Source organism: Parageobacillus galactosidasius, from assembly GCF_002217735.1.
Lineage (GTDB): Bacteria > Bacillota > Bacilli > Bacillales > Anoxybacillaceae > Parageobacillus_B > Parageobacillus_B toebii.
Window position 1 is genome coordinate 1,712,026 of record NZ_NDYL01000002.1, and the last position, 20,639, is coordinate 1,732,664.

General features: G+C 45.8%; 19 protein-coding genes. 3 read left to right on the forward strand and 16 right to left on the reverse strand.

The annotated features are described in order from the left end of the window. Nucleotides 1-59: 59 nt before the first annotated feature. The 7 genes from B9L23_RS18240 to B9L23_RS18270 form a co-directional block, all read right to left on the reverse strand. On the reverse strand, nucleotides 60-935 hold the full coding sequence (locus tag B9L23_RS18240) for an ROK family protein (protein WP_089098358.1): 876 nt from the start codon (nucleotides 933-935) through the stop codon (nucleotides 60-62). Nucleotides 936-1,172: 237 nt separating this feature from the next. Beyond that, nucleotides 1,173-1,994, reverse strand: a complete 822-nt coding sequence (locus B9L23_RS18245) for a carbohydrate ABC transporter permease (RefSeq protein ID WP_062755566.1) — start codon at nucleotides 1,992-1,994, stop codon at nucleotides 1,173-1,175. Then, the gene (locus B9L23_RS18250; protein ID WP_089098172.1) at nucleotides 1,994-2,965 is read right to left on the reverse strand and encodes a carbohydrate ABC transporter permease; all 972 of its coding nucleotides are present in this window, start codon (nucleotides 2,963-2,965) and stop codon (nucleotides 1,994-1,996) included. The genes B9L23_RS18245 and B9L23_RS18250 overlap by 1 nt, the downstream gene beginning before the upstream one ends. 63 nt (nucleotides 2,966-3,028) lie before the next feature. After that, on the reverse strand, nucleotides 3,029-4,333 hold the full coding sequence (locus B9L23_RS18255; protein WP_015865194.1) for an ABC transporter substrate-binding protein: 1,305 nt from the start codon (nucleotides 4,331-4,333) through the stop codon (nucleotides 3,029-3,031). Between the two features lie 144 nt (nucleotides 4,334-4,477). Further along, nucleotides 4,478-6,025, reverse strand: a complete 1,548-nt coding sequence (locus tag B9L23_RS18260) for a response regulator transcription factor (RefSeq protein ID WP_089098173.1) — start codon at nucleotides 6,023-6,025, stop codon at nucleotides 4,478-4,480. Then, entirely contained in the window at nucleotides 6,022-7,479 is a 1,458-nt protein-coding gene (locus B9L23_RS18265) for a sensor histidine kinase (RefSeq protein ID WP_089098174.1), read from the reverse strand. The genes B9L23_RS18260 and B9L23_RS18265 overlap by 4 nt, the downstream gene beginning before the upstream one ends. Then, the gene (locus B9L23_RS18270; protein ID WP_089098175.1) at nucleotides 7,472-8,485 is read right to left on the reverse strand and encodes a sugar-binding protein; all 1,014 of its coding nucleotides are present in this window, start codon (nucleotides 8,483-8,485) and stop codon (nucleotides 7,472-7,474) included. The genes B9L23_RS18265 and B9L23_RS18270 overlap by 8 nt, the downstream gene beginning before the upstream one ends. A 251-nt stretch (nucleotides 8,486-8,736) precedes the next feature. Here B9L23_RS18270 and B9L23_RS18275 point away from each other — a divergent pair, with 251 nt between their 5' ends. Continuing rightward, on the forward strand, nucleotides 8,737-9,462 hold the full coding sequence (locus tag B9L23_RS18275) for a MurR/RpiR family transcriptional regulator (protein WP_089098176.1): 726 nt from the start codon (nucleotides 8,737-8,739) through the stop codon (nucleotides 9,460-9,462). Between the two features lie 14 nt (nucleotides 9,463-9,476). Here B9L23_RS18275 and B9L23_RS18280 read toward each other — a convergent pair whose 3' ends face one another. The 5 genes from B9L23_RS18280 to B9L23_RS18300 all read right to left on the reverse strand — a co-directional run bounded on the left by B9L23_RS18280 (nucleotide 9,477) and on the right by B9L23_RS18300 (nucleotide 15,781). Continuing rightward, nucleotides 9,477-10,913, reverse strand: a complete 1,437-nt coding sequence (locus B9L23_RS18280; protein WP_089098359.1) for a glycoside hydrolase family 1 protein — start codon at nucleotides 10,911-10,913, stop codon at nucleotides 9,477-9,479. Between the two features lie 205 nt (nucleotides 10,914-11,118). Continuing rightward, a complete protein-coding gene (locus tag B9L23_RS18285) occupies nucleotides 11,119-12,483 on the reverse strand; it encodes an FAD-binding oxidoreductase (RefSeq protein ID WP_089098177.1) in 1,365 nt (454 codons plus the stop codon). A 21-nt stretch (nucleotides 12,484-12,504) separates the two neighbouring features. Then, on the reverse strand, nucleotides 12,505-13,482 hold the full coding sequence (locus B9L23_RS18290; protein ID WP_089098178.1) for an alpha-ketoacid dehydrogenase subunit beta: 978 nt from the start codon (nucleotides 13,480-13,482) through the stop codon (nucleotides 12,505-12,507). Between the two features lies 1 nt (nucleotide 13,483). After that, nucleotides 13,484-14,566: a pyruvate dehydrogenase (acetyl-transferring) E1 component subunit alpha gene (gene pdhA, locus B9L23_RS18295; RefSeq protein ID WP_081188954.1), complete on the reverse strand. Its 1,083-nt coding sequence runs from the start codon at nucleotides 14,564-14,566 to the stop codon at nucleotides 13,484-13,486. Nucleotides 14,567-14,584: 18 nt separating this feature from the next. Then, nucleotides 14,585-15,781, reverse strand: a complete 1,197-nt coding sequence (locus B9L23_RS18300) for a dihydrolipoamide acetyltransferase family protein (protein ID WP_089098179.1) — start codon at nucleotides 15,779-15,781, stop codon at nucleotides 14,585-14,587. Between the two features lie 343 nt (nucleotides 15,782-16,124). Here B9L23_RS18300 and gloA2 point away from each other — a divergent pair, with 343 nt between their 5' ends. Beyond that, nucleotides 16,125-16,511 (forward strand): SMU1112c/YaeR family gloxylase I-like metalloprotein, encoded by a 387-nt coding sequence (gene gloA2 / locus B9L23_RS18305; protein WP_062677123.1) that lies wholly within the window; start codon nucleotides 16,125-16,127, stop codon nucleotides 16,509-16,511. 35 nt (nucleotides 16,512-16,546) lie between these two features. Then, the gene (locus tag B9L23_RS18310) at nucleotides 16,547-17,530 is read left to right on the forward strand and encodes a Gfo/Idh/MocA family protein (protein WP_089098180.1); all 984 of its coding nucleotides are present in this window, start codon (nucleotides 16,547-16,549) and stop codon (nucleotides 17,528-17,530) included. A 33-nt stretch (nucleotides 17,531-17,563) separates the two neighbouring features. On the opposite strand, the gene B9L23_RS21245 is transcribed toward B9L23_RS18310, so the two are convergent. The 4 genes from B9L23_RS21245 to B9L23_RS18325 form a co-directional block, all read right to left on the reverse strand. Beyond that, complete coding sequence (locus B9L23_RS21245; RefSeq protein ID WP_015865203.1) at nucleotides 17,564-17,680, reverse strand: DUF3789 domain-containing protein; 117 nt, start codon at nucleotides 17,678-17,680, stop codon at nucleotides 17,564-17,566. A gap of 480 nt (nucleotides 17,681-18,160) precedes the next feature. Next, nucleotides 18,161-18,604, reverse strand: a complete 444-nt coding sequence (locus tag B9L23_RS18315) for a VanZ family protein (protein WP_089098181.1) — start codon at nucleotides 18,602-18,604, stop codon at nucleotides 18,161-18,163. 70 nt (nucleotides 18,605-18,674) lie between these two features. After that, the gene (gene rbsK / locus B9L23_RS18320) at nucleotides 18,675-19,562 is read right to left on the reverse strand and encodes a ribokinase (protein ID WP_089098182.1); all 888 of its coding nucleotides are present in this window, start codon (nucleotides 19,560-19,562) and stop codon (nucleotides 18,675-18,677) included. Between the two features lie 2 nt (nucleotides 19,563-19,564). Beyond that, on the reverse strand, nucleotides 19,565-20,548 hold the full coding sequence (locus B9L23_RS18325) for a LacI family DNA-binding transcriptional regulator (protein WP_089098183.1): 984 nt from the start codon (nucleotides 20,546-20,548) through the stop codon (nucleotides 19,565-19,567). Nucleotides 20,549-20,639 lie beyond the last annotated feature (91 nt).

Here is a 20,639-nt window from a genome sequence, read left to right on the forward strand (position 1 = left end):
CTTTTTTATTTTGGCTAAAAATATAAAAAGACCGCCTGTTTGAACAAGCGGTCAGTGGATCATTGTGCAAGCGCCTGTTCGGCGAGGGCAAGCGCCCCGCAGATGCCAGCATTATCGCCGAGTCCCGGAAGCACAATATATTGATCAATATCGCGCAAAATCGCTTCTTGCTGAATGTACCCGTTCAACAGCTCCTGAACGTTGCGGCGGATTTTTGGCAACAGCTGTTTTTGCTTCATGACACCGCCGCCGATAATGACTTTCTCCGGCGATAAAATTAAGATGTAGTTGGCAATCGCCTGCGCTAAATAAAATGCTTCTAACTCCCATACTTCCGAGCGATCAGCCAGCTCCGCGCCTTTTTTCCCCCAGCGCTTTTCAATCGCCGGTCCGGACGCCATTCCTTCTAAACAATCTCCATGATATGGACAAACACCGGCAAATGTGTCTTCCGGATGACGGCGGATGAGAATATGCCCCATTTCCGGATGCATAAGACCATGGAGCAGGTTCCCTTCGACAATCGCCCCGACGCCGATTCCGGTTCCAACCGTAATATAAATGCAGCTTCGCACCCCTTTTGCGGCACCCCAGCGCCGTTCACCGAGCGCTGCCGCATTCACATCCGTGTCAAATCCGATCGGCACTTGAAAATGCCGCTTCATTTCACCGACAAAATTAAAATTCACCCATTTTTGTTTCGGCGTGCTTGTAATATAGCCATATGTCGCACTATCGGGATGCAAATCAATCGGACCAAAGGAACCGATGCCGATCGCCTCTAATTCATATCGGCTAAAAAAATCGACGACATGGCGCATCGTTTCTTCCGGCGTCGTCGTTGGAAATGTCACTCTTTCTTTTATATTTCCGTCACGATCCCCGACAGCGCATACAAATTTCGTTCCACCTGCTTCAATCGCCCCAAGATACACGCACTTCTCCCCGCTTTCATCTCTATGATTTCCGATTTTATTGTACCATAAGGCGTTAAGACAGTGATAAAACCCGCTGAAAATTAGCGGGTGAGTTTTTGCACGATTGGAGGTCGACGACAAACCGATCGCTACATAGGAAGTTCTTGCTGGTGGATGTTTTTGCATGATCGAAATAGTTCTTCTCCCTGCGAGCTCCTAAAAGATCTTCCACAAACATTTTTCCCGCATGCATGATTATCCTTTCACCGAACCAGCTAACAACCCCCGGACGAAGTATTTGCCGAGAAACATATATACCAGCAATGTCGGCAAAGCGGCTAGCAGCGCCCCTGCCATTTGCACGTTCCATTGCACGATTTGGCTTCCGGATAAGTTTTGCAAAGCGACCATAATTGGCTGCTGGGAAGACGTTGTGATCGTTACCGCAAACAAAAATTCGTTCCATATGTTTGTGAACTGCCAAATCGCTACAACGACAAACCCGGTAATCGACAGCGGAAGCATGATATAGCGGAAAATCCGTAAAAACCCGGCTCCATCGATTTTCGCCGATTCAATCATTTCATCCGGGATTGCCGCGTAAAAATTGCGGAACATCAACGTCGTGATCGGAATGCCGTACACGACATGGACAAATACAAGCCCTGGAATCGTATTATACAAACCAATTTCCCGCAAAAACTGGATGAGCGGAATTAAAATGCTTTGATAAGGAATAAACATGCCAAACAAAATCAACGTAAAAATCGTATCCGCCCCTTTGAATTTCCACTTCGATAATACGTAGCCATTCAATGCTCCTAACAGCGCCGAGAGCAATGTTGCAGGAACAACGAGATAAATAGAGTTCAAAAAATTTGGCGCCAATTTCTCAAACGCGGTCTGATAACTGCTCCAATCAAAGGCAGTCGGAAGCTTCCACATATCAGAAAGCGTCACTTCATCGAGCGGCTTGACGCTTGTCACGAGCATCACATAGACCGGCATTAAGAAAAATAAGCTCATCAGGATGCAAATGATATACAAAACTGCCCGTGACCATGTCCGTTGTTTCATCATGATTCACCCTTTCGGCTTGAAATCAAATATGGAACGATAAAAATAGCCACAGAAAGCAGCATAATGATCGCGATCGCCGCTCCGTTTGCGTAGTAGTTGCCGCGGAACGTCGTTTCAAACATATATACTCCCGGCACGTCTGTGACAAAGTTTGCTCCAGGGCCAGTCATCGCGTAAATCAGGTCAAAGATTTTCAGCGAAATGTGGGCCATAATGATGATGACACTGACCGTAATCGGCCGTAACATCGGGATAATAATTTTACGATAAATTTGGAACTCCGTGGCGCCATCCATGCGCGCCGCTTCCCGCACTTCTTCCGGAACCGCTCTTAATCCTGCCAAATACATCGCGACCGCAAATCCCGTCATTTGCCATACAGCGGCAATCACCACCGCCACGATCGCCACCGGCACGCCAAACTCAATTTTCCCTAAGTGGAAACTTCCTAAAATCGTTGTATCTGTATACCACTTCGAGTCCAATCCAAATTTTTTTAAAAACAAGTTGACCCCTGTTGACGGGTTTAATAGCCATTGCCAAACAACCCCTGTTACGACAAACGATAACGCCATTGGGAAAAAGAAAATGTTACGGAAAATCGATTCGCCGCGCAATTTTTGATCCAACAAAATCGCCAACAATTGTCCAAGCACAATCACGATACCGATGAACAAGACCGTAAAGACAAGTGTATTCCGCAAATCGGCTTGAAAACGGAAATCATGAAATAAATAGATATAGTTTTTCAGTCCTGCAAACGACAAGTCAGGTACAAGGGAATTCCAATTGCTGAGAGAAACATATCCCGTCCAGCCGATAAATCCATACACGAAAATCAAAATAAGCACAACCGATGGCGATAGAAATGCAAGTGCAAGCCAATGGTCTACCGTCCATTTCCGCTTTTTTTGCGACTTTGGAACGACTGTCACGCTTCGTTCCGATACTGCCTTTGCTGTTTCCATATTCCATCCCTCCTGTCGTAACAAGAAAAGGGGAAGAGAATGGTTCCCGTCCCCTTTTCTTCTCTATTTCTTCAATTCTGACGAAGCCGATACAAGTGTATCAATAAACGTTTTCGCATCTTTTTGCGTCACGAAAATATTGACTGCTTGGTTGACTTTTGTCACAAATCCTTCCGGCGCTGCGGATCCATGCGCTAAGCTTGGCGCAAGTTCTGCTGTTTTAAAATCTTGAATTGTTTGTTTTCCATATTCGTCATATTTGGACAGATCCGCATCAATACGAGCTGGGATCGAGCCTTTCAGAGGGTTAAACGTATCTTGTCCCTCCACGGAACCAAGCACCGATAAAAATTTCTTCACATCTTCTGGATTTTTCACGCCTTTTGGCAAGCCAAACGTATCGGTGATCACCATAAATTTGCCTTCTGTATTCGGAGTTGGCACATAACCGAAGTCTTCATTGACTTTTAATTTCAAATCGTTCACAAAATAACCTTTGACCCAATCTCCCATAATGTTCATGGCCGCTTCGCCTTTTCCGACCAACTGAGCGGCATCTTGCCAGTTGCGGGAACTGTGGTCTTCGTTGACGTAATTCAACATTTTCTTAAACGTGTTGACCGCTTCTTTTACTTTTGGATCGTCAAACGATAATTCTCCTGTCCAAAGCTTTTTGTAATCTTCTGTCCCTAACGTGCCTAGTAAAACCGTTTCAAAAATATGCGTTGCCGTCCAAGGTTCTTTGTCCCCCAACGCAAGCGGAGTAATGCCTTTCGCTTTCAGCTTTTCGGCAACTTGGAAAAATTCATCAAACGTTTTTGGCGGCTGGAGGCCATTTTCGGCAAAGATTTTTTTGTTATACCAAAGCACATTGCCGCGGTGAATATTCACAGGAACGGAATAAATTTTCCCGTCTTTGCTGACCATGTCGATCAATGATTTTGGAAACTTATCCATCCAACCTTCTTTTTCATACAAATCGTTGAGCGGTTCCATTTTACCGGCAGCTACCCATCCTTCATTCAACTCAGCGCCGCCGTGCACTTGGAATGTCGCAGGAGGATCGTTTCCTTGCATGCGGCTTGCCAACACCGCTTTCGCATTCGTTCCGGCACCGCCTGCTACTGCGGCATTTTCTACTGGTATATCTGGATATTTTTCTTGAAACAATTTAATTAACGCTTTTAATCCATCTTCTTCTCCGGCGCCAGTCCACCAGCTGAATATTTCAAGCTTTTCGTGTCCTTTGCTTCCGCCTTGATCCTCTTTATTGTTATTGTTGGATGCGGAATTGGAATCGGAATTACAGCCAGCTAACGCCAAGCTGAACGTTAATGCTAAGGACAACCATAATCCTTTTTTCTTCACGTTTCCTCCCCCTTTTCTTTATCATGAAAACCCTTTCAATAATGAATGTAACATGTTTTTTCATCATTTCAGCCAACAAATCTCTGCACTTTTTTGCGATCTTCTTCACTTTTTTGTCCATAGATAAAAAGCTCCTCATCACCATCAAGTGGCGAAGTGGAGCTTTTTCCGATATTCGGTAGGAGACATTCCGGTATGTTTTTTAAAAACGCGGCTAAAATAGTTCGGATCATTGTAGCCGACAAGAAAACAAATTTCTTTTAGACTTTTATTTGGATCTGCCATTTCCTTTTTCGCGCGCGCGATGCGCACTTCGGTTACGTAGTCAATAAACGTCATTCCGAAGCGGTCTTTAAATAGTTTGCTAAAATAGTATGGGCTGATGCCGACATATTCCGCCACTTCTTCGAGTGTCAGCGGATGATGGTAATGCTCGTCAATATAATCTTTCGCCTTGCCAATCTTTCCATTTGCCTGCTGATGCCGCCATGCTTGTATATAATGTACCATGTGCTGAAGCTGCTCTGTTGCTGTTCTTTTCAATTTCTCCAAGGAACTGCACGAATGAAAAGTGGTGGTCCGCTCATACGAAATACCGAAATCGGTTAACATGCGCCCAAGCAAAATAAACGTTTCCTCCATTTTCTGTTTCACTACATGAAACGGATGATGAACAGCCATCTCTTCGATATAAGATAAACATTGTGTTAATGCTTGTTGGAAATCACCTTCACGCACCACATCAAACAGTCGTTTTTCTCTTTCCGTTTGATCGATGGCCGCCGATGCGAGCACCGCTTTCTTCGGCAGAAAACCGCTCTTTGCCTTTTTTTGCGATGCATAATATTGTACAGCAGCGAGCGCTTCATAATAGGAACGGCGCAATCCCTCTAGCTGGGATGCCGGAGAACCAAGACCGATATAAAGTGTTTCTTCATATTGTTTTTCAAACTGTTGAACAAGGTCATGGGCAAGGGATTGTATCATTGGCTTCCATGTTTTCTCGGGAATATCCGTAAAAAACAAAATCGGCATTTGTCCATCGATGATTCTTCCAATGACGTAATATGTCGCCGCCTTTTCTAAAAGCACCTGTTCTACCCACTGTTTCCATACCTCTTTTTTTCCGCCGCTAGGAAATTGAATCACCATAAACATTCCCGAGTCAATGGAGAATGGAAACAGCGTCTCCCATTGTTTCCATTCCTCTGAAGAAACTTCTTCGAGCATCAGCACTGATAACCATTCTTTTTCTACAAGCTTTTGCAATTGGTGCACTCGTTGTTGCAATTCCTTGTTTTCTTCTTCTTTCTTCCGCTCTTCCATTAATTCGTCATACACTCGCCTTAGCGCGCTAATCACTTCTTCCTTTCGGCTCGGTTTTAATAAATACTCCTTTACCCCTTGCCTCATTGCTTGTTTTGCGTAGTCAAACGTATCAAACGCGGATACGATAATAAACTTCATGTCAGGGTGATTTCGGCGAATAAGCTCAATCGCTTCCAGCCCGTCGATTCCAGGCATTTTAATATCAATCAACATAACGTCTGGATTATATTCGTCGGCGACCTCCACCGCCTCGCGTCCATTGGCAGCTTCCGCGACTACTTCCATATTCGGAAGATGGTCGCGAATCATTTTTTGCAATGCTTTTCTCTCCAACGCTTCATCATCCACAACGGCAATTTTCATTCGCTTCCACCCCCTTTTGTCATTGGCAAAAGCAGACGAACCGTTGTTCCTTCCCCAACCGTTGACTCAATCTCCATCACATCTTGTATCCCATAAAAAAGCTGAAGCCGGCGAATGACGTTGCGTATACCGATGCTGGTGGAGTGTCCGCGTTTTTTTCCATTCGAAGCAGAGCCGTCTTCTTGTCCCTTTATAAAAGCCATTAATTTTTCTTTCGTTTCTTCGCTCATCCCGACGCCGTTGTCCCTTACTTCGATGATGACGCGTTTGTTCCTTTTTTCTACTTTTAACGAAATCTCCGCTCCTTTTTCATAAGATTCGATTCCGTGGATAAAGGCATTTTCAATAAGCGGCTGCAAGGTTAGAGGCGGAATGGGCAATGGCAAACATTGTTTATCGACATCCATCGAAAATTTAATTCGGTCAAAAAAGCGTGTCTGTTGGATAAAAAAGTATTCCCTTGCGATATGGACTTCATCTGCTAATGTTACCGTACGCTGCAAATCTCCTAAATTATATCGTAAAATAGCGGCAATCGCTTCAATCAGCCGCGATGTTTGGTTTGCCTCTTCTAGATACGCCATTTTTGCAACAACGTTTAACGTGTTAAATAAAAAGTGAGGATTGATTTGGCTTTGCAAACTTTTTAACTCTAATTCTTTTACAAGCTGATCGAGTTCGGACTTTTTCTTCATTTCCTCGATCAGCCGCTTTAGATTGCGGCGCATATCGTTAAATGTATGGGTTAATAACTTTAATTCATCATTGGTTGTGCTAATGACATCGGGACCATCCAACTTCCCGCTTGCAATTTCCCGAGCGGCACGCGAAAGACGCGCGATCGGCTTGGTGATGCCTCCGGAAAACCATACTGCTAAAAGAACGCCAAGCAAAAGCGTCGTCATGAACAATCCGATCCCCATGTAGCGGAAATAGCGATTCCGCTCTTCCACTTCATTATAAAAGCGTTGATAAGTCGTTAATTCATTGTTAATCAAGGAAAGGGTCGTCTCTTGAATAAACGAAGAAATCTTCATCGCTTCGTGAAGGTGGGAAGAGTATAAGCTAATATTGCCTGCTTGAAAATGATAGACGGTCAATGCCCCTTCCTCTAGTAAACTTTCAATCATATGTTCATAATTTTCCACTAAAAGCGCATTTTTTCGGTTGGAAAACATTTCTCCAACTTGTTTGCGGTTTTCTTGCAGCCAGCGGTATTGGCGGTTATATTCTCGCAAATATCGTTCATCTTTTTCTGTAAGATAAGCATTCAACTGTTCTACTAATTGATTCGTACGTTGAGAAATTTCATTCAACAGCAAAAGCCGGCGCATGCTGTAGTCGTACTCATTCACAATATCTTCGCTGCTGTTGTATAAAAAGAAGACAATGCCATTGAGCAACAGGATAAAAATACTAAAATACAACAATAGTTTTGTCCGAATTTTAATCATGTTTCACCTCGTAGTTGCGAGCCGGACGCAGCGGCAAATCTTGCTTGCGGATAACCTTTGTTTCCGTATTCGTAACAGACGGAACATCATTTCCTTTGATAATATCCACCATCGCTTTCACCGCTCGGTATCCCATCTCATAAGGTTCTTGCACCACTGTTGCATGAATTGTTCCTTTTTGCAAATAATGAATCGTCTCTGGCAGCGTATCAAATCCGATAATATAGGTTTCCTTTTCTCGGTGAAATTGTTCAATGACCTTTGCTATTCCGATGGCATCGAGCGCGCTTGTGCCATAAAACGCGTTCACCTCAGGATGCTTTTTTAAAATGCTGTACGCTTTTTCGGCTGCTTGTATGCGCGTAATATTCGACTCTTCTACAGCAATGATGCGAATCCCTTTTTCTTTCTTCACCGCATCTTTAAAACCTTGAACCCGCAGTTTCTGATGAGAGGCGGTGAGACTTCCTGTAATAATCGCGACATTGGCCTTTCCGCGCATATCTTCCGCTAGTGCTCTACCGGCAATAAAACCGGCGTAATAGTTGTCCGTGCCGATATAAGCCGTTCGCTTGCTTGTTGGCGCATCGGTATCGACCGTCACAACCGGAATATTTTTTTCAATAATGCGGTTAATCATTGGCGTAAACTCTTTTTCCGTCAATCCTTGTGTCATAATTCCATCTACTTTGGAGGCGGCCGCTTTTTCAAGAATACGAATATGTTCATCAATGTTGGCCTGCCGCGGTCCAACATATTCGAGATGGACCCCTGTCTCTTTTGCCGCCGCTTTCGCTCCTTTTTCCACTAAGCGCCAATAATCATTATCGAGCTCCTCCGGAACGAGGACAAAATGATACGCATTATTTTCGTGTTCATTAATTTCTCTTTCGCCTGGCTGATGATAGGCATATACTTTCCACGCACAATAGATTGTAAAGGAAGCGCTTGCAACAAGCGCCACAATGCTGCTGGCATAAATGATCCACTTCCATCGTTTCCGCATGGGCGACCCCCTATTTTGACAAAAACATGTATGATACGACTTTATTGTACATATTTTTCCCGCACTCCGTCTAACGAAAAAAGAAAGGATGGCTCGAAAAGATCGCTTTTAACGCCCTTTTGAGCCAACCTCTAGTAAAGACTAGTTATTTATCGTTGTTGCTTGCTTTCGGAAAAATTGCCTTCGCATGGTATAATGATGAATAACATTCTTCTCACCGATTCGCTCAATAATACAGCTGGGGTGTTGATATGTTTACGCCTGAACAAATCGCCAATTTTTCCGAACTAGACTATATGATTTATAACTATGTCACCAAACACGCCAATGAAGTGGTATATATGCGCATCCGTGAACTCGCTGAAGCGGTGCACGTTTCGCCGCCGACGATTTTGCGCTTTTGTAAAAAGGTCGGCTGTGACGGCTTTTCCGAGTTCAAAACGAAACTAAAACTGTACTTGCAACAAAACCAACGTTCATTTGTCACCAACGCACAGGAAACGTTAGCCGAATTTTTTGAACGGACATTAAAAACCGATTACCAACAAACGATTCGCGAAGCGGCAGCCGCTATCGCTGGCGCCGATCATGTCATCTTCGTCGGTTCCGGCAGCTCCGGCATTTTAGCGGAATACGGCTCCCGCTATTTTTCGGCTTTTAAAAAGTTTTCCGTTTATATTAAAGACCCGTTTTTTCCAATTTACGGCCACTATTTCAACAATTGTGTATCGATTGCATTATCCGTATCAGGCGAAACGTCCTATACATTATCCCAAGTGCATCGGCTAAAGGAAAAAGGCAGCACCATTATCAGCATCACCAACCGCAAACATTGCTCACTAGCAAAAATATCGGATTACAACTTAACGTATTACGTCAATACAGAGTTTATCGAACAAACAAACGTAACCACACAAATCCCCGTCATTTATTTGTTGGAAAGCTTGGCCAAAGAAATGTATCGTCTAATGAACTAGTTTGTTTGAAACTATTACAGCTGTTCCCCATTAGAAGCGATCACTTGTTTATACCAATAAAAGCTTTTCTTTTTAATGCGGCGTAAATCTTTTTCCGACTCGTCGTCACGGTTCACATACACAAAACCGTACCGCTTTTGATAACCATTCAACCAGCTGAGAAGGTCAGTAAACGACCATGTACAATAGCCAATCACTTTCACACCGTCGGTAATCGCCCGCTGGATTTCTTGAATATGGCGGCGTAGATAGTCAATGCGGTAATCATCGTTGACGATATCGCCTTCTTCGAGCTTGTCAAACTCACCGAGGCCGTTTTCGGTAATGAAAACAGGCAGCCCGTAGCGGTTGGCGATGCGGCGCAATCCGATGTGAAGCCCGATCGGGTCAATTTCCCAATCCCAATTCGTCGCCTCTAAATACGGGTTGCGAACGATTTTAAATAGCCCAGGAATTCCGCTTTCCGTCGACGTCCCTTTCTTTCCGGTCGTGTTCATCACTCCTTCGCCAACGCCGTCAAGCGGATTGTATTGGACCGTTTGTGATCGATAATAGTTGACGCCCATAAAATCCGGTCTCCCTGCTTTCAATAATTCCATATCGCCGGCTTGTATCGTTGGCGCCAACCCATGTTGTTCAAGATAGTTCCAAGCGGTTTGCGGATACGTGCCCCAAGCGTACACGTCCATCCACCAATGGTTTTGGAATTCTTCTGCATTTTCCCATGCCAGCACATTTTCCGGACGGCAATCGTATGGATACATCGGCGAGTAGGCGAAGCTTGGACCAATTTTGCCGTCTGGCACATAATGGCGAAACGCTTGAATTACTTTGGCGTTTGCTAGGTTGGCAATATGGTTCGCCTCATACATCCGTTTCATATCTTTGACTCCCGGCGGATGCAACCCTAACCGATAGCCGAATGTGATGAAAAGATTTTGTTCATTGAGCGTCACCCAATATTTCACGCGGTCGCCAAAACGTTGAAATAACGTTACCGCATAGTTGTGAAAATCATCGATAATTTGCCGCGACTCCCACGCTCCATACTCATCCATTAACGCTTGCGGGACATCCCAATGATACAACGTGATAATCGGTTCAATGTTGTGTGCTAACAGTTCATTGATCAGATTGTCGTAAAACTGCAATCCTTTTTCATTGATTTTCCCTTTCCCATTTGGGAAAATGCGGCTCCATGCGACAGAAAAGCGATATGCCTTTAGCCCCATTTCTGCCATTAACGCCACATCTTCTTTATAGCGGTGGTAATGATCAACAGCGACATCACCGTTCGTTCCTTTAAACGTTCTGCCTGGCTGTTTGGCAAACACATCCCAAACCGATAGCCCTTTTCCGTCTTCATTCCATGCCCCTTCGACTTGATACGCTGCCGAAGCAGATCCCCATAAAAAGCCGTCGGGGAATGGGCGTAATTGTCGATGTTCCATCTCTTGCTCCTCCTTTTCTTCATCCTTCCCTACTAAAATAAACGCGTTTCCCATTAAAAAGTAAATAGATCGACGAAATTCAGTAATGCACACAACACGAAAATAATTTGTTTCATATAGGTAACAGGCCGTTACTTTATTTTCCCTGCCAACAGACAAAAAAATTCCCCGCTATAAGCCAATGAGCGGGGCAAAAGCATGATCATTATAAGAAAATTTTCCCCGGATTCATAATGCCGTTCGGATCAAACAGCTGCTTAATCCCTTTCATAAACGGAACGGAATCACGATGTTCTTCGTATAAAAACTGCCGCTTTCCGATGCCGATGCCGTGCTCGCCCGTGCACGTGCCGCCATGCGATAAGGCGTAGCGGACGATGCGGGCGTTCACTTCTTCGACGCGCTTTACTTCTTCCTTATCCGCCGGATCAAAAGCAAGAATGGTATGGTAGTTGCCGTCGCCGACATGGCCGAGAATCGCGGCCGTCATGCCATATTCATCGACAAGCTTCCGCGTTTCGGCAATCGCTGCCGGCATTTTGGAAATCGGCACACACACATCGGTCGATAACATCACTTTTCCTGGATATGCCGCTTGAATGGCAAATGCCGCGTGATGCCGTGCTTCCCACAATTTGGCGCGCGCGACAGAATCCTCTTCCATTTCAAACGAAACCGCGTTTTCCGCAACACACAACTCTTTGACAAGCTCTGTTCCGTCTTTTACGCTCGACGCGCTGCCGCTTAGTTCAATAAATAGCGTCGGCGCCGCTGGATAGTCTGTCTGTTTGTATTGATTGACCGCTTGAATCGTTTGCTCATCCACAAGCTCTATTTTCCCCGGAGACACGCCCGCTTTTAAAATTGACGCTGCGGCCTGCGCTGCCTCCGCCAACGTAGGAAAGCTTACTTTAATCGCATTCGTCGCTTCCGGAATGCCCTGAAGACGGACAATAATCTTCGTAAATACACCCAGCGTTCCTTCCGAACCGACAAACAGCCCCGTTAAGTCATAACCTGCCGACGATTTCACCGCCATTCCGCCGGTATGAACGATTTTCCCATCGGCGAGCACGACTTCCAAGCCTAGCACTTGATCGCGCATGACGCCGTATTTGACGCTGTTTGTACCACTGGCGTTCGTTGACGCCATCCCGCCGATCGTTGCGTCCGCTCCCGGATCAACCGGGAAAAACAGTCCATGTTTTTTCAATGCCTGATTCAGCTGCATCCGCGTTACCCCTGGCTCGACGATGGCCAAAAAATCGTCGGGACGAATGTCAATAATATTATTCATCATCGTAAGGTTGAGTGTGATGCCGCCTTGAACAGGAATAATATGTCCTTCTAGACTGGTTCCTGCTCCAAATGGAGTAACCGGTATGCGCCGCTCATTCGCATAAGACAACACCGCGCTCACTTCCGCCGCCGTTCTTGGAAAGACGACGACATCCGGCTTTCTCGGTTCGTGATAGGCCATCCCTTTGCTATGCTGCTCAAGAACCGTTTCGTTTATCGTCACCCGTTCACGGTCACCAATCCGTTCTAATAAATCTTCATAAAGTCCCATCGCGATCCCCTTTCGTGCTTATTAATATCGCATTAACATTTGTACCCCTTCGAAAATGCGAGTGGCGTTCGGCAGCCAATCATCTTCGACCGACGGCACCGGATACGGTGTATCATAGCCGGTCACACGCACGATTGGCGCCGATAGCGTAAACAAGGCCCGTTCGCTAATCAATGCGGCAATTTCCGCGCCGAACCCGTTCGTTTTGACCGCTTCATGAACAACCATCACCCGTCCTGTCTTTTCTACCGACCCCACGATGGTATCGATATCTAATGGCTGCAGGCAGCGAAGGTCAATTACTTCCGCGTCAATTCCTTGCGACTTCATCTCTACCGCCAGTTTCGCAACAAGCGGAACGGTCGCACCCCACGAAATGATCGTCACATCTTCCCCTTCTTTGACGACACGCGCTTTTCCAAGCGGAATTTCGTACGGCTCATCCGGCACTTCCATGCGCAAGGCGCGGTATAATTTCATCGGCTCTAAAAATAAAACGGGGTCTTCATCGCGAATCGCTGAAATAAGCAGCCCTTTTGCGTCATAGGCGTTCGATGGCATGACAATCTTCAAACCAGGTGAATGCGTAAACAGCGCCTCCAGCGCATCGGAATGAAGCTCCGGCGTGCGCACTCCTCCGCCGTATGGACTTCGTACGACAAGCGGGCATGTAAACCGTCCTGCCGAGCGAAAACGAAGGCGCGCTGCCTGCGCCGCAAGCTGATCCATCGCCTGATAGACAAAGCCGAGAAACTGAATTTCCGCAATCGGGCGGAATCCGTTCACCGCCAGTCCGATCGATGTGCCGATAATGCCTGATTCGGCAAGCGGCGTATCAAATACACGGCGGTCCCCAAATTGTTCTAACAATCCATCTGTCGCGCGAAACACGCCGCCATTTTTCCCGACATCTTCTCCTAGTACGATCACGCGCTCATCGCGTTCCATTTCTTGCCATATCGCTTCATTAATCGCCTGAATCATCGTCTTTTCCGCCATGTTATTTCACCTCTTTCCCTTGCTTTCTCCTTGCTGCTTCTTGTTGCTGCTCCTGTAAAAGCTTGCTTGGCTTACCGTACACGTAGTCAAATACATCGACGATCGACCCTGTCTCCGCCGCCACCGCTTCTTCATACGCCGCCGTGACTTCGTCGTTTGCTTGCGCTACCCATGCTTCTTCTTTTTCTTCTGTCCAAAGCCCGCGTTTTTCTAACAGCACCCGCAAGCGATGAAGAGGATCTTTTTTCCTTCTCCACTGCTCCGCTTCTTCCGCGCTTCGATATTTTGTCGGGTCATCGGATGTCGTATGCGGCCCCAGTCGATACGTCAGCGCCTCAATAAGCATCGGTCCTTCGCCGTTTCGCGCCGCATCGACCGCCTCTTTCATCGTTTTGTACACGGCAAGCGCATCGTTGCCGTCGACAAGCACACCTTTCATTCCGTATGCAATCGCTTTTTGCGCGATCGTCCGGCTTGCCGTTTGCTTATGCACCGGAACGCTGATGGCGTATTGGTTGTTTTGGCAGAAAAAAATGACCGGAACTTGATAAACAGACGCAAAGTTCATCGCTTCATGGAAATCGCCTTCTGATGTCGCGCCATCGCCGAAATAACAGACGGATACTTGCTTTTCTCCTTTCAGTTTTGCTGCCCATGCGCACCCTGTCGCATGAAGCGTCTGCGCGCCAATAATGATTTGAATCGGGAAAATGTTTAAATGCTCCGGCGTTCTGCCGCCAAGCACATGGCCTCTCACGTAATGAAAAATTTGCGTAAGAGGCAGCCCATGCGCCAAACAAGCAGCGATTTCCCGGTAGCTTGGAAAAATCCAGTCCTCTTTCTCAAGCGCGAGCACGCTGCCGATTTGCGCCGCTTCCTGCCCGCTGAATGGCGCGTATGTACCGATCCGCCCTTGCCGCTGCATTTTTAACAAACGTTCATCAACGACTCTTGCTTTTCGCATCCATTTATATAGTGTGACGAGAAATTCATCGGAAAATTGTTGTAATGCTTCCTCATCCCCGTTCCCGTTTTCATCCAACAGCTGTACCATATCAAACGGCAATTGGTTTTGGTCAAACATCGTTTCCTCCCCCTTCGCTTACCGAACATCTAACAGGAGCTGCTCTGGATGTTCTAAAATTTGCGCTACCGTTCTCATAAACCGGCCTGCCGGTTCCCCGTCAATGACGCGATGATCAAACGTGAGCGACATCCCCATCATATCGCGAATGACAATCTCATCGCCAATTACGGCCGGTTTTCGCTTAATCGAGTGAACGCCTAAAATCGCCACTTCCGGATAGTTAATAATCGGTGTCGCAAACCAGCCGCCGTTTGCCCCGGTGCTTGTGATCGTAAACGTGCTTCCTTGCAGCTCATCGACACGCAGCGTATGGCGATGCGCTTTTTCCGAAAGCTCGGCAAGCTCGATCGCCAGCTCGCGAATCGATTTTTGGTCGGCATGCTTAATCACTGGGACGACAAGCCCTTCTTTCGTCGCCGTGGCAATGCCGATATGGTATTCTTTCTTTAGCACGATTTCGTTTGTTTCTTCATCTATTGTTGCATTAAATATTGGATGTTCTTTTAGCGCACGCGTCACTGCTTTAATGACAAACGGCAAATATGTCAGTTTGACCGACTCCGTCTCCAACTGTTTCACAAGACCTGTACGGATCTCCACCAGTTTCGTCACATCGATTTCATCCATCCCCGTCACATGTGGAGCGGTGTATGCTGATTTCACCATTTTTTCGGCGATTTTTTTCCGCAGCCCGCGAATCGGGATGCGTTCTTCGTTTACCGTTTGCTTATGAACCGTCGGCATCTCGGCAGCTTCCAGCGCTGGTGCCACTGCCGCCGATGCGGACTCACGCCCTTTTACATATCTCTCTAAATCGGCAAGCGTCACTCTTCCGCCTTCTCCGGTTCCTTCTACTTCTTCAATCGGAACGCCCATTTCCCTTGCCCTTTTTCTTACCGACGGGGCGGCAATCACCCGTTTTTTCCGTTTCGCCGGCTTAGATTCTGCGGCTGCTTCTTCATGATCAGCGGCTTTTTGCTGGTCAACGATGATAAGCGGTTCGCCGACTTTTACCGTCGCTCCCTCCGGCCCGGCAAGCGCTACTACTTTTCCCGCCACTGGTGTCGTCATTTCCACTATCGCCTTATCTGTTTGAATTTCCGCAATCGGCTGATCGACAGAAACTTCGTCTCCTTCTTGAATAAACCAACGCACAATCTCCGCTTCATGCAGCCCTTCTCCGATGTCTGGCAATTTGAATTCGTAGCGCATATGTACCTTCTCCTTTTCTGTTTCATAGAAAAATAGTGTAGTATCATAATATGTGGGCAAAACAGGATGTAGACATTCTTGAGCTGCTATTCGTGAGGAATCAATAATTGGTGAACGAAAAAACCAGGTTGGTAAGCGTTTTCAAAAATGTTGAATTTTTAGAGGTGATGTTTTATGAGTAAAATATAAATATATGAATATTTTGAATATTATTATCTATTGATTTTTATGATAATATACATATTATTCCACGTCAATATTCATGCAGAATTGGATTTTTTTATTTTTAAAAAATAATGTCACTTCTAGTAGAAATTCATTTGCCTTGCTAAAGGAGGAGCTTATGCAATTCACCCGCATTCACCATATCGCGATTATTTGTTCCGACTACGAACGGTCGAAACATTTTTATACGAATATCCTCGGTTTCAACATTATTCACGAGCAATATCGAAAAGAACGAAATTCGTATAAATTAGATTTGCAAGTCGGCGAACATACACAAATTGAGCTGTTTTCCTTTGAAAATCCGCCAAAGCGGCCAAGCTATCCGGAAGCGTGCGGGCTGCGCCATCTTGCCTTGGAAGTTGACGATATCGATGAAGCTGTCGCATACTTACAAACGCAAGGCGTCGCTACCGAACCGATCCGGATCGACCCAGTTACAGGGAAACGGTTCACGTTTTTCCGCGATCCCGATGAGTTGCCGATTGAATTGTATGAACGATAAAATGGTATAGTTACGACAAATAAGGAGGGACCGCCATGATTCGATTTGCCACGATCGGAACGAACTGGATTACGGAAGCATTTATTGAAGCGGCAAGAAAAGTAGAAGACTTCACATTAACCGCGGTATATTCGCGGACGGAAGAAAAAGCGAAGGAATTTGCGGCGAAAACAGGTGCCAAACAGACGTTTACAAACCTTGAGGAACTGGCGAAAAGCAAAGACATCGATGCCGTCTATATCGCAAGCCCAAATTCTTTGCACGCCGAACAGGCGATTTTGCTTATGAATCACGGCAAACATGTGCTATGCGAAAAGCCGATGGCATCGAATACAAAAGAAGTCAAAGCGATGATTGATGCGGCGCGCCGAAATGATGTCGTCTTGATGGAAGCGATGAAAACGACGCTGCTTCCGAACTTTCTAACGATTCGCGAACATTTACATAAAATCGGGAAAATACGCCGCTATTTCGCCAGCTACTGCCAATATTCATCCCGCTATGATGCGTATAAACAAGGAACGATTTTGAACGCGTTCAATCCCGCCTTTTCCAACGGCTCACTAATGGATATCGGCGTCTATTGCATTTACCCGATGGTCGTCTTATTCGGAAAACCGCATCGCCTCCAAGCAAATAGCTTGAAACTCGAATCCGGCGTTGACGGAGAAGGAAGCATTATTTTTGATTACGGCGACATGGATGCGATGGTGATGTACTCAAAAATCACCAACTCTTATCTTCCATCGGAAATTCAAGGGGAAGAAGGAAGCATTCTGATCGATGCGATCCATACGCCGACAAAAGTGGAAATTCGCTACCGCGACGGGCGCATAGAAGATATTACCGTCCCGCAAGAACAGCCTCCGATGTATTATGAAGCGAAGGAATTTATCGAGCTGATCAAAAACGGAAAACGCGAATCCGAAATCAATTCACATGAGCATTCGTTGCTGACGATTGCCTTGATGGAAGAGGCCCGCAAACAAACGGGAATCGTGTTTCCTGCTGATGAGTAAAAACAGCTTCCTGCATGTCTGCAGGAAGCTTTCTTATTTCTTCTGCCAATTGGCGCTATGCTCATCTGCCTGTTTGGCGACAAACATCATGCTCATGACAACAAGCATCACCAATGACCCCACGAATACTCCGGCGATAAAAGCAAACATAAAGACCTCTCCCCTCTTTGATTCTAGCAAACTTGCTTTTATCATTGTTTCCATATTTGCCAAAAACGATACTTGGGAGAGGCCGCGATATGACGACGGTATATTCTTTTTCGATCTTTTCACAAAGATTGTCGTTTTTCATAGTTTTTCTATAGTATTGTTATATGTGGTAAATAAAGGGATATTAAGGTAGGAGGTGTTTTTTGCTAAAATGATCGAAGCTTTAGGCAACTTCTTTAGTGCCATCGCAACGGCTCTATTAGGCAAAAAACACAAGAAAAAATAAAGATATCTGGGCACGGAGTTAGCCATCAGTTCGATTGCTCATCCCCTAAACACTTCTCAAGTTGTTATATTCGACAAGCAGAAATAAGCATTTGTTTGACTCGTTCATCAAATGCTGTTTTTTTGCCCATTTCAAGTCAAATCGTCTAAATGGCGACTTCTTGTAATCCATCATCCACATTTTTCAGCAACAATCTATACGGAAACATCCTTCTTTTTCCTTTTCCAATACATATACAAACGGACAAAAAGCAAGGCAAGGAACGCTCCGCACGAGTCGATCGCCACATCTGTCGGCGCAGCGGTGCGCCCCGGCTCAAACGATTGATGCCACTCATCCGTCATCGCGTACACCGTCGCAAAGACCCATGCGCCAACATACGCCATACGCCCTCGTTCAAGCGCCCGCCAAACAAGCACCGCCAGTATGCCAAACTCGGTTAAATGCGCCAGCTTCCGAACAATAAAATTTAACGGAGACGACGCATCACCCCCGTCATGGCCAAATGGCAAATACGACAACACCGCTTCTAATATGCGCTTCGTATTTTCACCGGTAAACAGCGAAGATTCACTAAAGGAATAAATGACGATACACCAGATCACGACAAGGCTCCAGCGTTGGATTTTCTGCTGCATTGTTGTCACCTAATTTCTTTTTGCATGCTGTTTTTCTATTGAACGATCACATCTTTATATTGTACATGAATTATTCGGCATTTTCTTTTAAAAATCGTTCAACCTCTTCTTTCATTGGCATTCCGCCTTGCGCGCCTAGCTTTGTCACTGATAGCGCCGCCGCTGCGTTGGCGAACAGACAAGCTTCTTCTAAACTCATTCCTTTGCTTAACGCGACCGCCAGCGCGCCGTTGAATGTATCTCCCGCTCCTGTCGTATCCACGACCGGAACGCGAAAGCCTGGTATGAGCATCTGTTTTCCATCTTTCCGAATCGTCACGCCGCGCGCTCCTTCCGTGACAATCACTTTATCGGCAAACGCGTCCGCATCGACTTGTTCGAAAATAATATCCCGTTCATGTTCGTTTGGCGTAAGAAAATCGACTTGCTCTATAAGCTTCTGAGGCAGCGGCTGCGCTGGCGCAGGATTTAAAATGACGCGCACTCCATGCTTTTTCGCTAAAAAAGCGGCTCTTTCTACAACGGAAAGCGGAATTTCCAGCTGGAGTACACATACGTCACTTTTGGCAATCATTTCTTCGCATCGATCAATGTCTTCTGGACGAAGCGCATGGTTTGCCCCCGGAACAACGATAATTCGGTTATCTTGTTCCGAAATCGTAATCGAAGCAATGCCGGTCCCTTTATCTGTAACCGGTTTCACATTATCGATATGAACACCTTCCCGCTCCAATGAGCGAAGCAGCTCCGTTCCAAACGCATCCTTCCCGACTGCGCCAATCATATGCACATCCGCGCCAAGCCGCGCGGCCGCCACCGCTTGGTTTGCTCCTTTCCCGCCAGGAATGAGATGAAACTCCTCCCCTAAAATCGTCTCTCCTTGTGATGGAAAGCGGGAAGCGATCGTCACAAGGTCCATGTTGATACTGCCGACTACGGTAATCACTGGTTTTGCCACTTTCATTCCCCCTTACGCGTCGATTGTCGTACCACTAGTTCAACCGGAAGCACATAATGAAGCTTCTCAAGCGGTTTTCCTTCTATCTTTTTGATTAAAATTCTTGCGGCTATTGCGCCCATCTCATAAATCGGTTGGGAAATGGTCGATAGTTCCGGTGTCGTCATTTCCGTCAGCGGAATGCCGTCATATCCAATAATCGCAATGTCATCTGGAACTCGCAGCCCTAGCTGTTGAACCGCTTTCAGCGCTCCCACCGCCATCGCGTCATTTCCGGCAAAAATGCCGTCGATATCGTATTTATTTAATGCTTCGATCACCGCTTCTTTCGCCTGCTTTAGCTGATAGTTTCCAGAAATAATCAGCCTCTCGTCCCAAAGTCCCCTCTCCATCATTTCATCTCGATAGCCGCGAAAGCGCTCTATCGCGTTCACAACATGAGGTGGTCCTTGGATATGAGCAATTTTGCGGCACCCAGTATCGTATAAATGTTTTGTCGCTAGCCGCGCTCCTCCATAATTATCAGCAATCACTGACGGATAGCTGCGACTTAGGGGACGGTCTAGCACCACCACGGGGATATCCCATTCCGATACTTCATCTAGTTGCAGCTGATTAGTCGTCAAAATAATACCGTCAACATATTTTTGCTTTAGCACTTCTATATATTCTTTTTCTTTATCTGTTTTTTCATCCGAATTACACAAAATCACGGTGTAATCATAAATATTCATCACATCTTCCACAGCGCGGACAAGTTCTGGAAAAAACGGGTTTGTTATATCTGGCACGATTAACCCGATTGTTTTCGATGTCTTTTTAAACAGCGCCCGCGCCACTTCACTCGGTTTATAATTTAATTCTTTCATCGCCTGTCTCACGCGCTTTTCGGTTTCTTCATTCACATAACCATTTTGATTTAACACGCGCGAAACAGTCGCCACAGATACACCTGCTAACTTTGCCACATCTCTAATTGTTGCCATATTTTTTTCCACCTTATATATGTAACCGGTTACATATAGTATAAAACAAAAATAGAAATATAACAAGAGTCATTTAAATCTTAAATAAAAA

What these genes read in the sequence shown, in the direction of transcription:
- B9L23_RS18245 (WP_062755566.1), bottom strand. Translation starts at nt 1,994, where the DNA reads ATGAAACAACGGACATGGTCACGGGCAGTTTTGTATATCATTTGCATC.
- B9L23_RS18250 (WP_089098172.1), bottom strand. Translation starts at nt 2,965, where the DNA reads ATGGAAACAGCAAAGGCAGTATCGGAACGAAGCGTGACAGTCGTTCCA.
- B9L23_RS18260 (WP_089098173.1), bottom strand. Translation starts at nt 6,025, where the DNA reads ATGAAAATTGCCGTTGTGGATGATGAAGCGTTGGAGAGAAAAGCATTG.
- B9L23_RS18265 (WP_089098174.1), bottom strand. Translation starts at nt 7,479, where the DNA reads ATGATTAAAATTCGGACAAAACTATTGTTGTATTTTAGTATTTTTATC.
- B9L23_RS18270 (WP_089098175.1), bottom strand. Translation starts at nt 8,485, where the DNA reads ATGCGGAAACGATGGAAGTGGATCATTTATGCCAGCAGCATTGTGGCG.
- B9L23_RS18275 (WP_089098176.1), top strand. Translation starts at nt 8,737, where the DNA reads ATGTTTACGCCTGAACAAATCGCCAATTTTTCCGAACTAGACTATATG.
- B9L23_RS18280 (WP_089098359.1), bottom strand. Translation starts at nt 10,913, where the DNA reads ATGGAACATCGACAATTACGCCCATTCCCCGACGGCTTTTTATGGGGA.
- B9L23_RS18285 (WP_089098177.1), bottom strand. Translation starts at nt 12,483, where the DNA reads ATGGGACTTTATGAAGATTTATTAGAACGGATTGGTGACCGTGAACGG.
- B9L23_RS18290 (WP_089098178.1), bottom strand. Translation starts at nt 13,482, where the DNA reads ATGGCGGAAAAGACGATGATTCAGGCGATTAATGAAGCGATATGGCAA.
- pdhA (WP_081188954.1), bottom strand. Translation starts at nt 14,566, where the DNA reads ATGTTTGACCAAAACCAATTGCCGTTTGATATGGTACAGCTGTTGGAT.
- B9L23_RS18300 (WP_089098179.1), bottom strand. Translation starts at nt 15,781, where the DNA reads ATGCGCTACGAATTCAAATTGCCAGACATCGGAGAAGGGCTGCATGAA.
- gloA2 (WP_062677123.1), top strand. Translation starts at nt 16,125, where the DNA reads ATGCAATTCACCCGCATTCACCATATCGCGATTATTTGTTCCGACTAC.
- B9L23_RS18310 (WP_089098180.1), top strand. Translation starts at nt 16,547, where the DNA reads ATGATTCGATTTGCCACGATCGGAACGAACTGGATTACGGAAGCATTT.
- B9L23_RS21245 (WP_015865203.1), bottom strand. Translation starts at nt 17,680, where the DNA reads ATGTTTGCTTTTATCGCCGGAGTATTCGTGGGGTCATTGGTGATGCTT.
- B9L23_RS18315 (WP_089098181.1), bottom strand. Translation starts at nt 18,604, where the DNA reads ATGCAGCAGAAAATCCAACGCTGGAGCCTTGTCGTGATCTGGTGTATC.
- B9L23_RS18325 (WP_089098183.1), bottom strand. Translation starts at nt 20,548, where the DNA reads ATGGCAACAATTAGAGATGTGGCAAAGTTAGCAGGTGTATCTGTGGCG.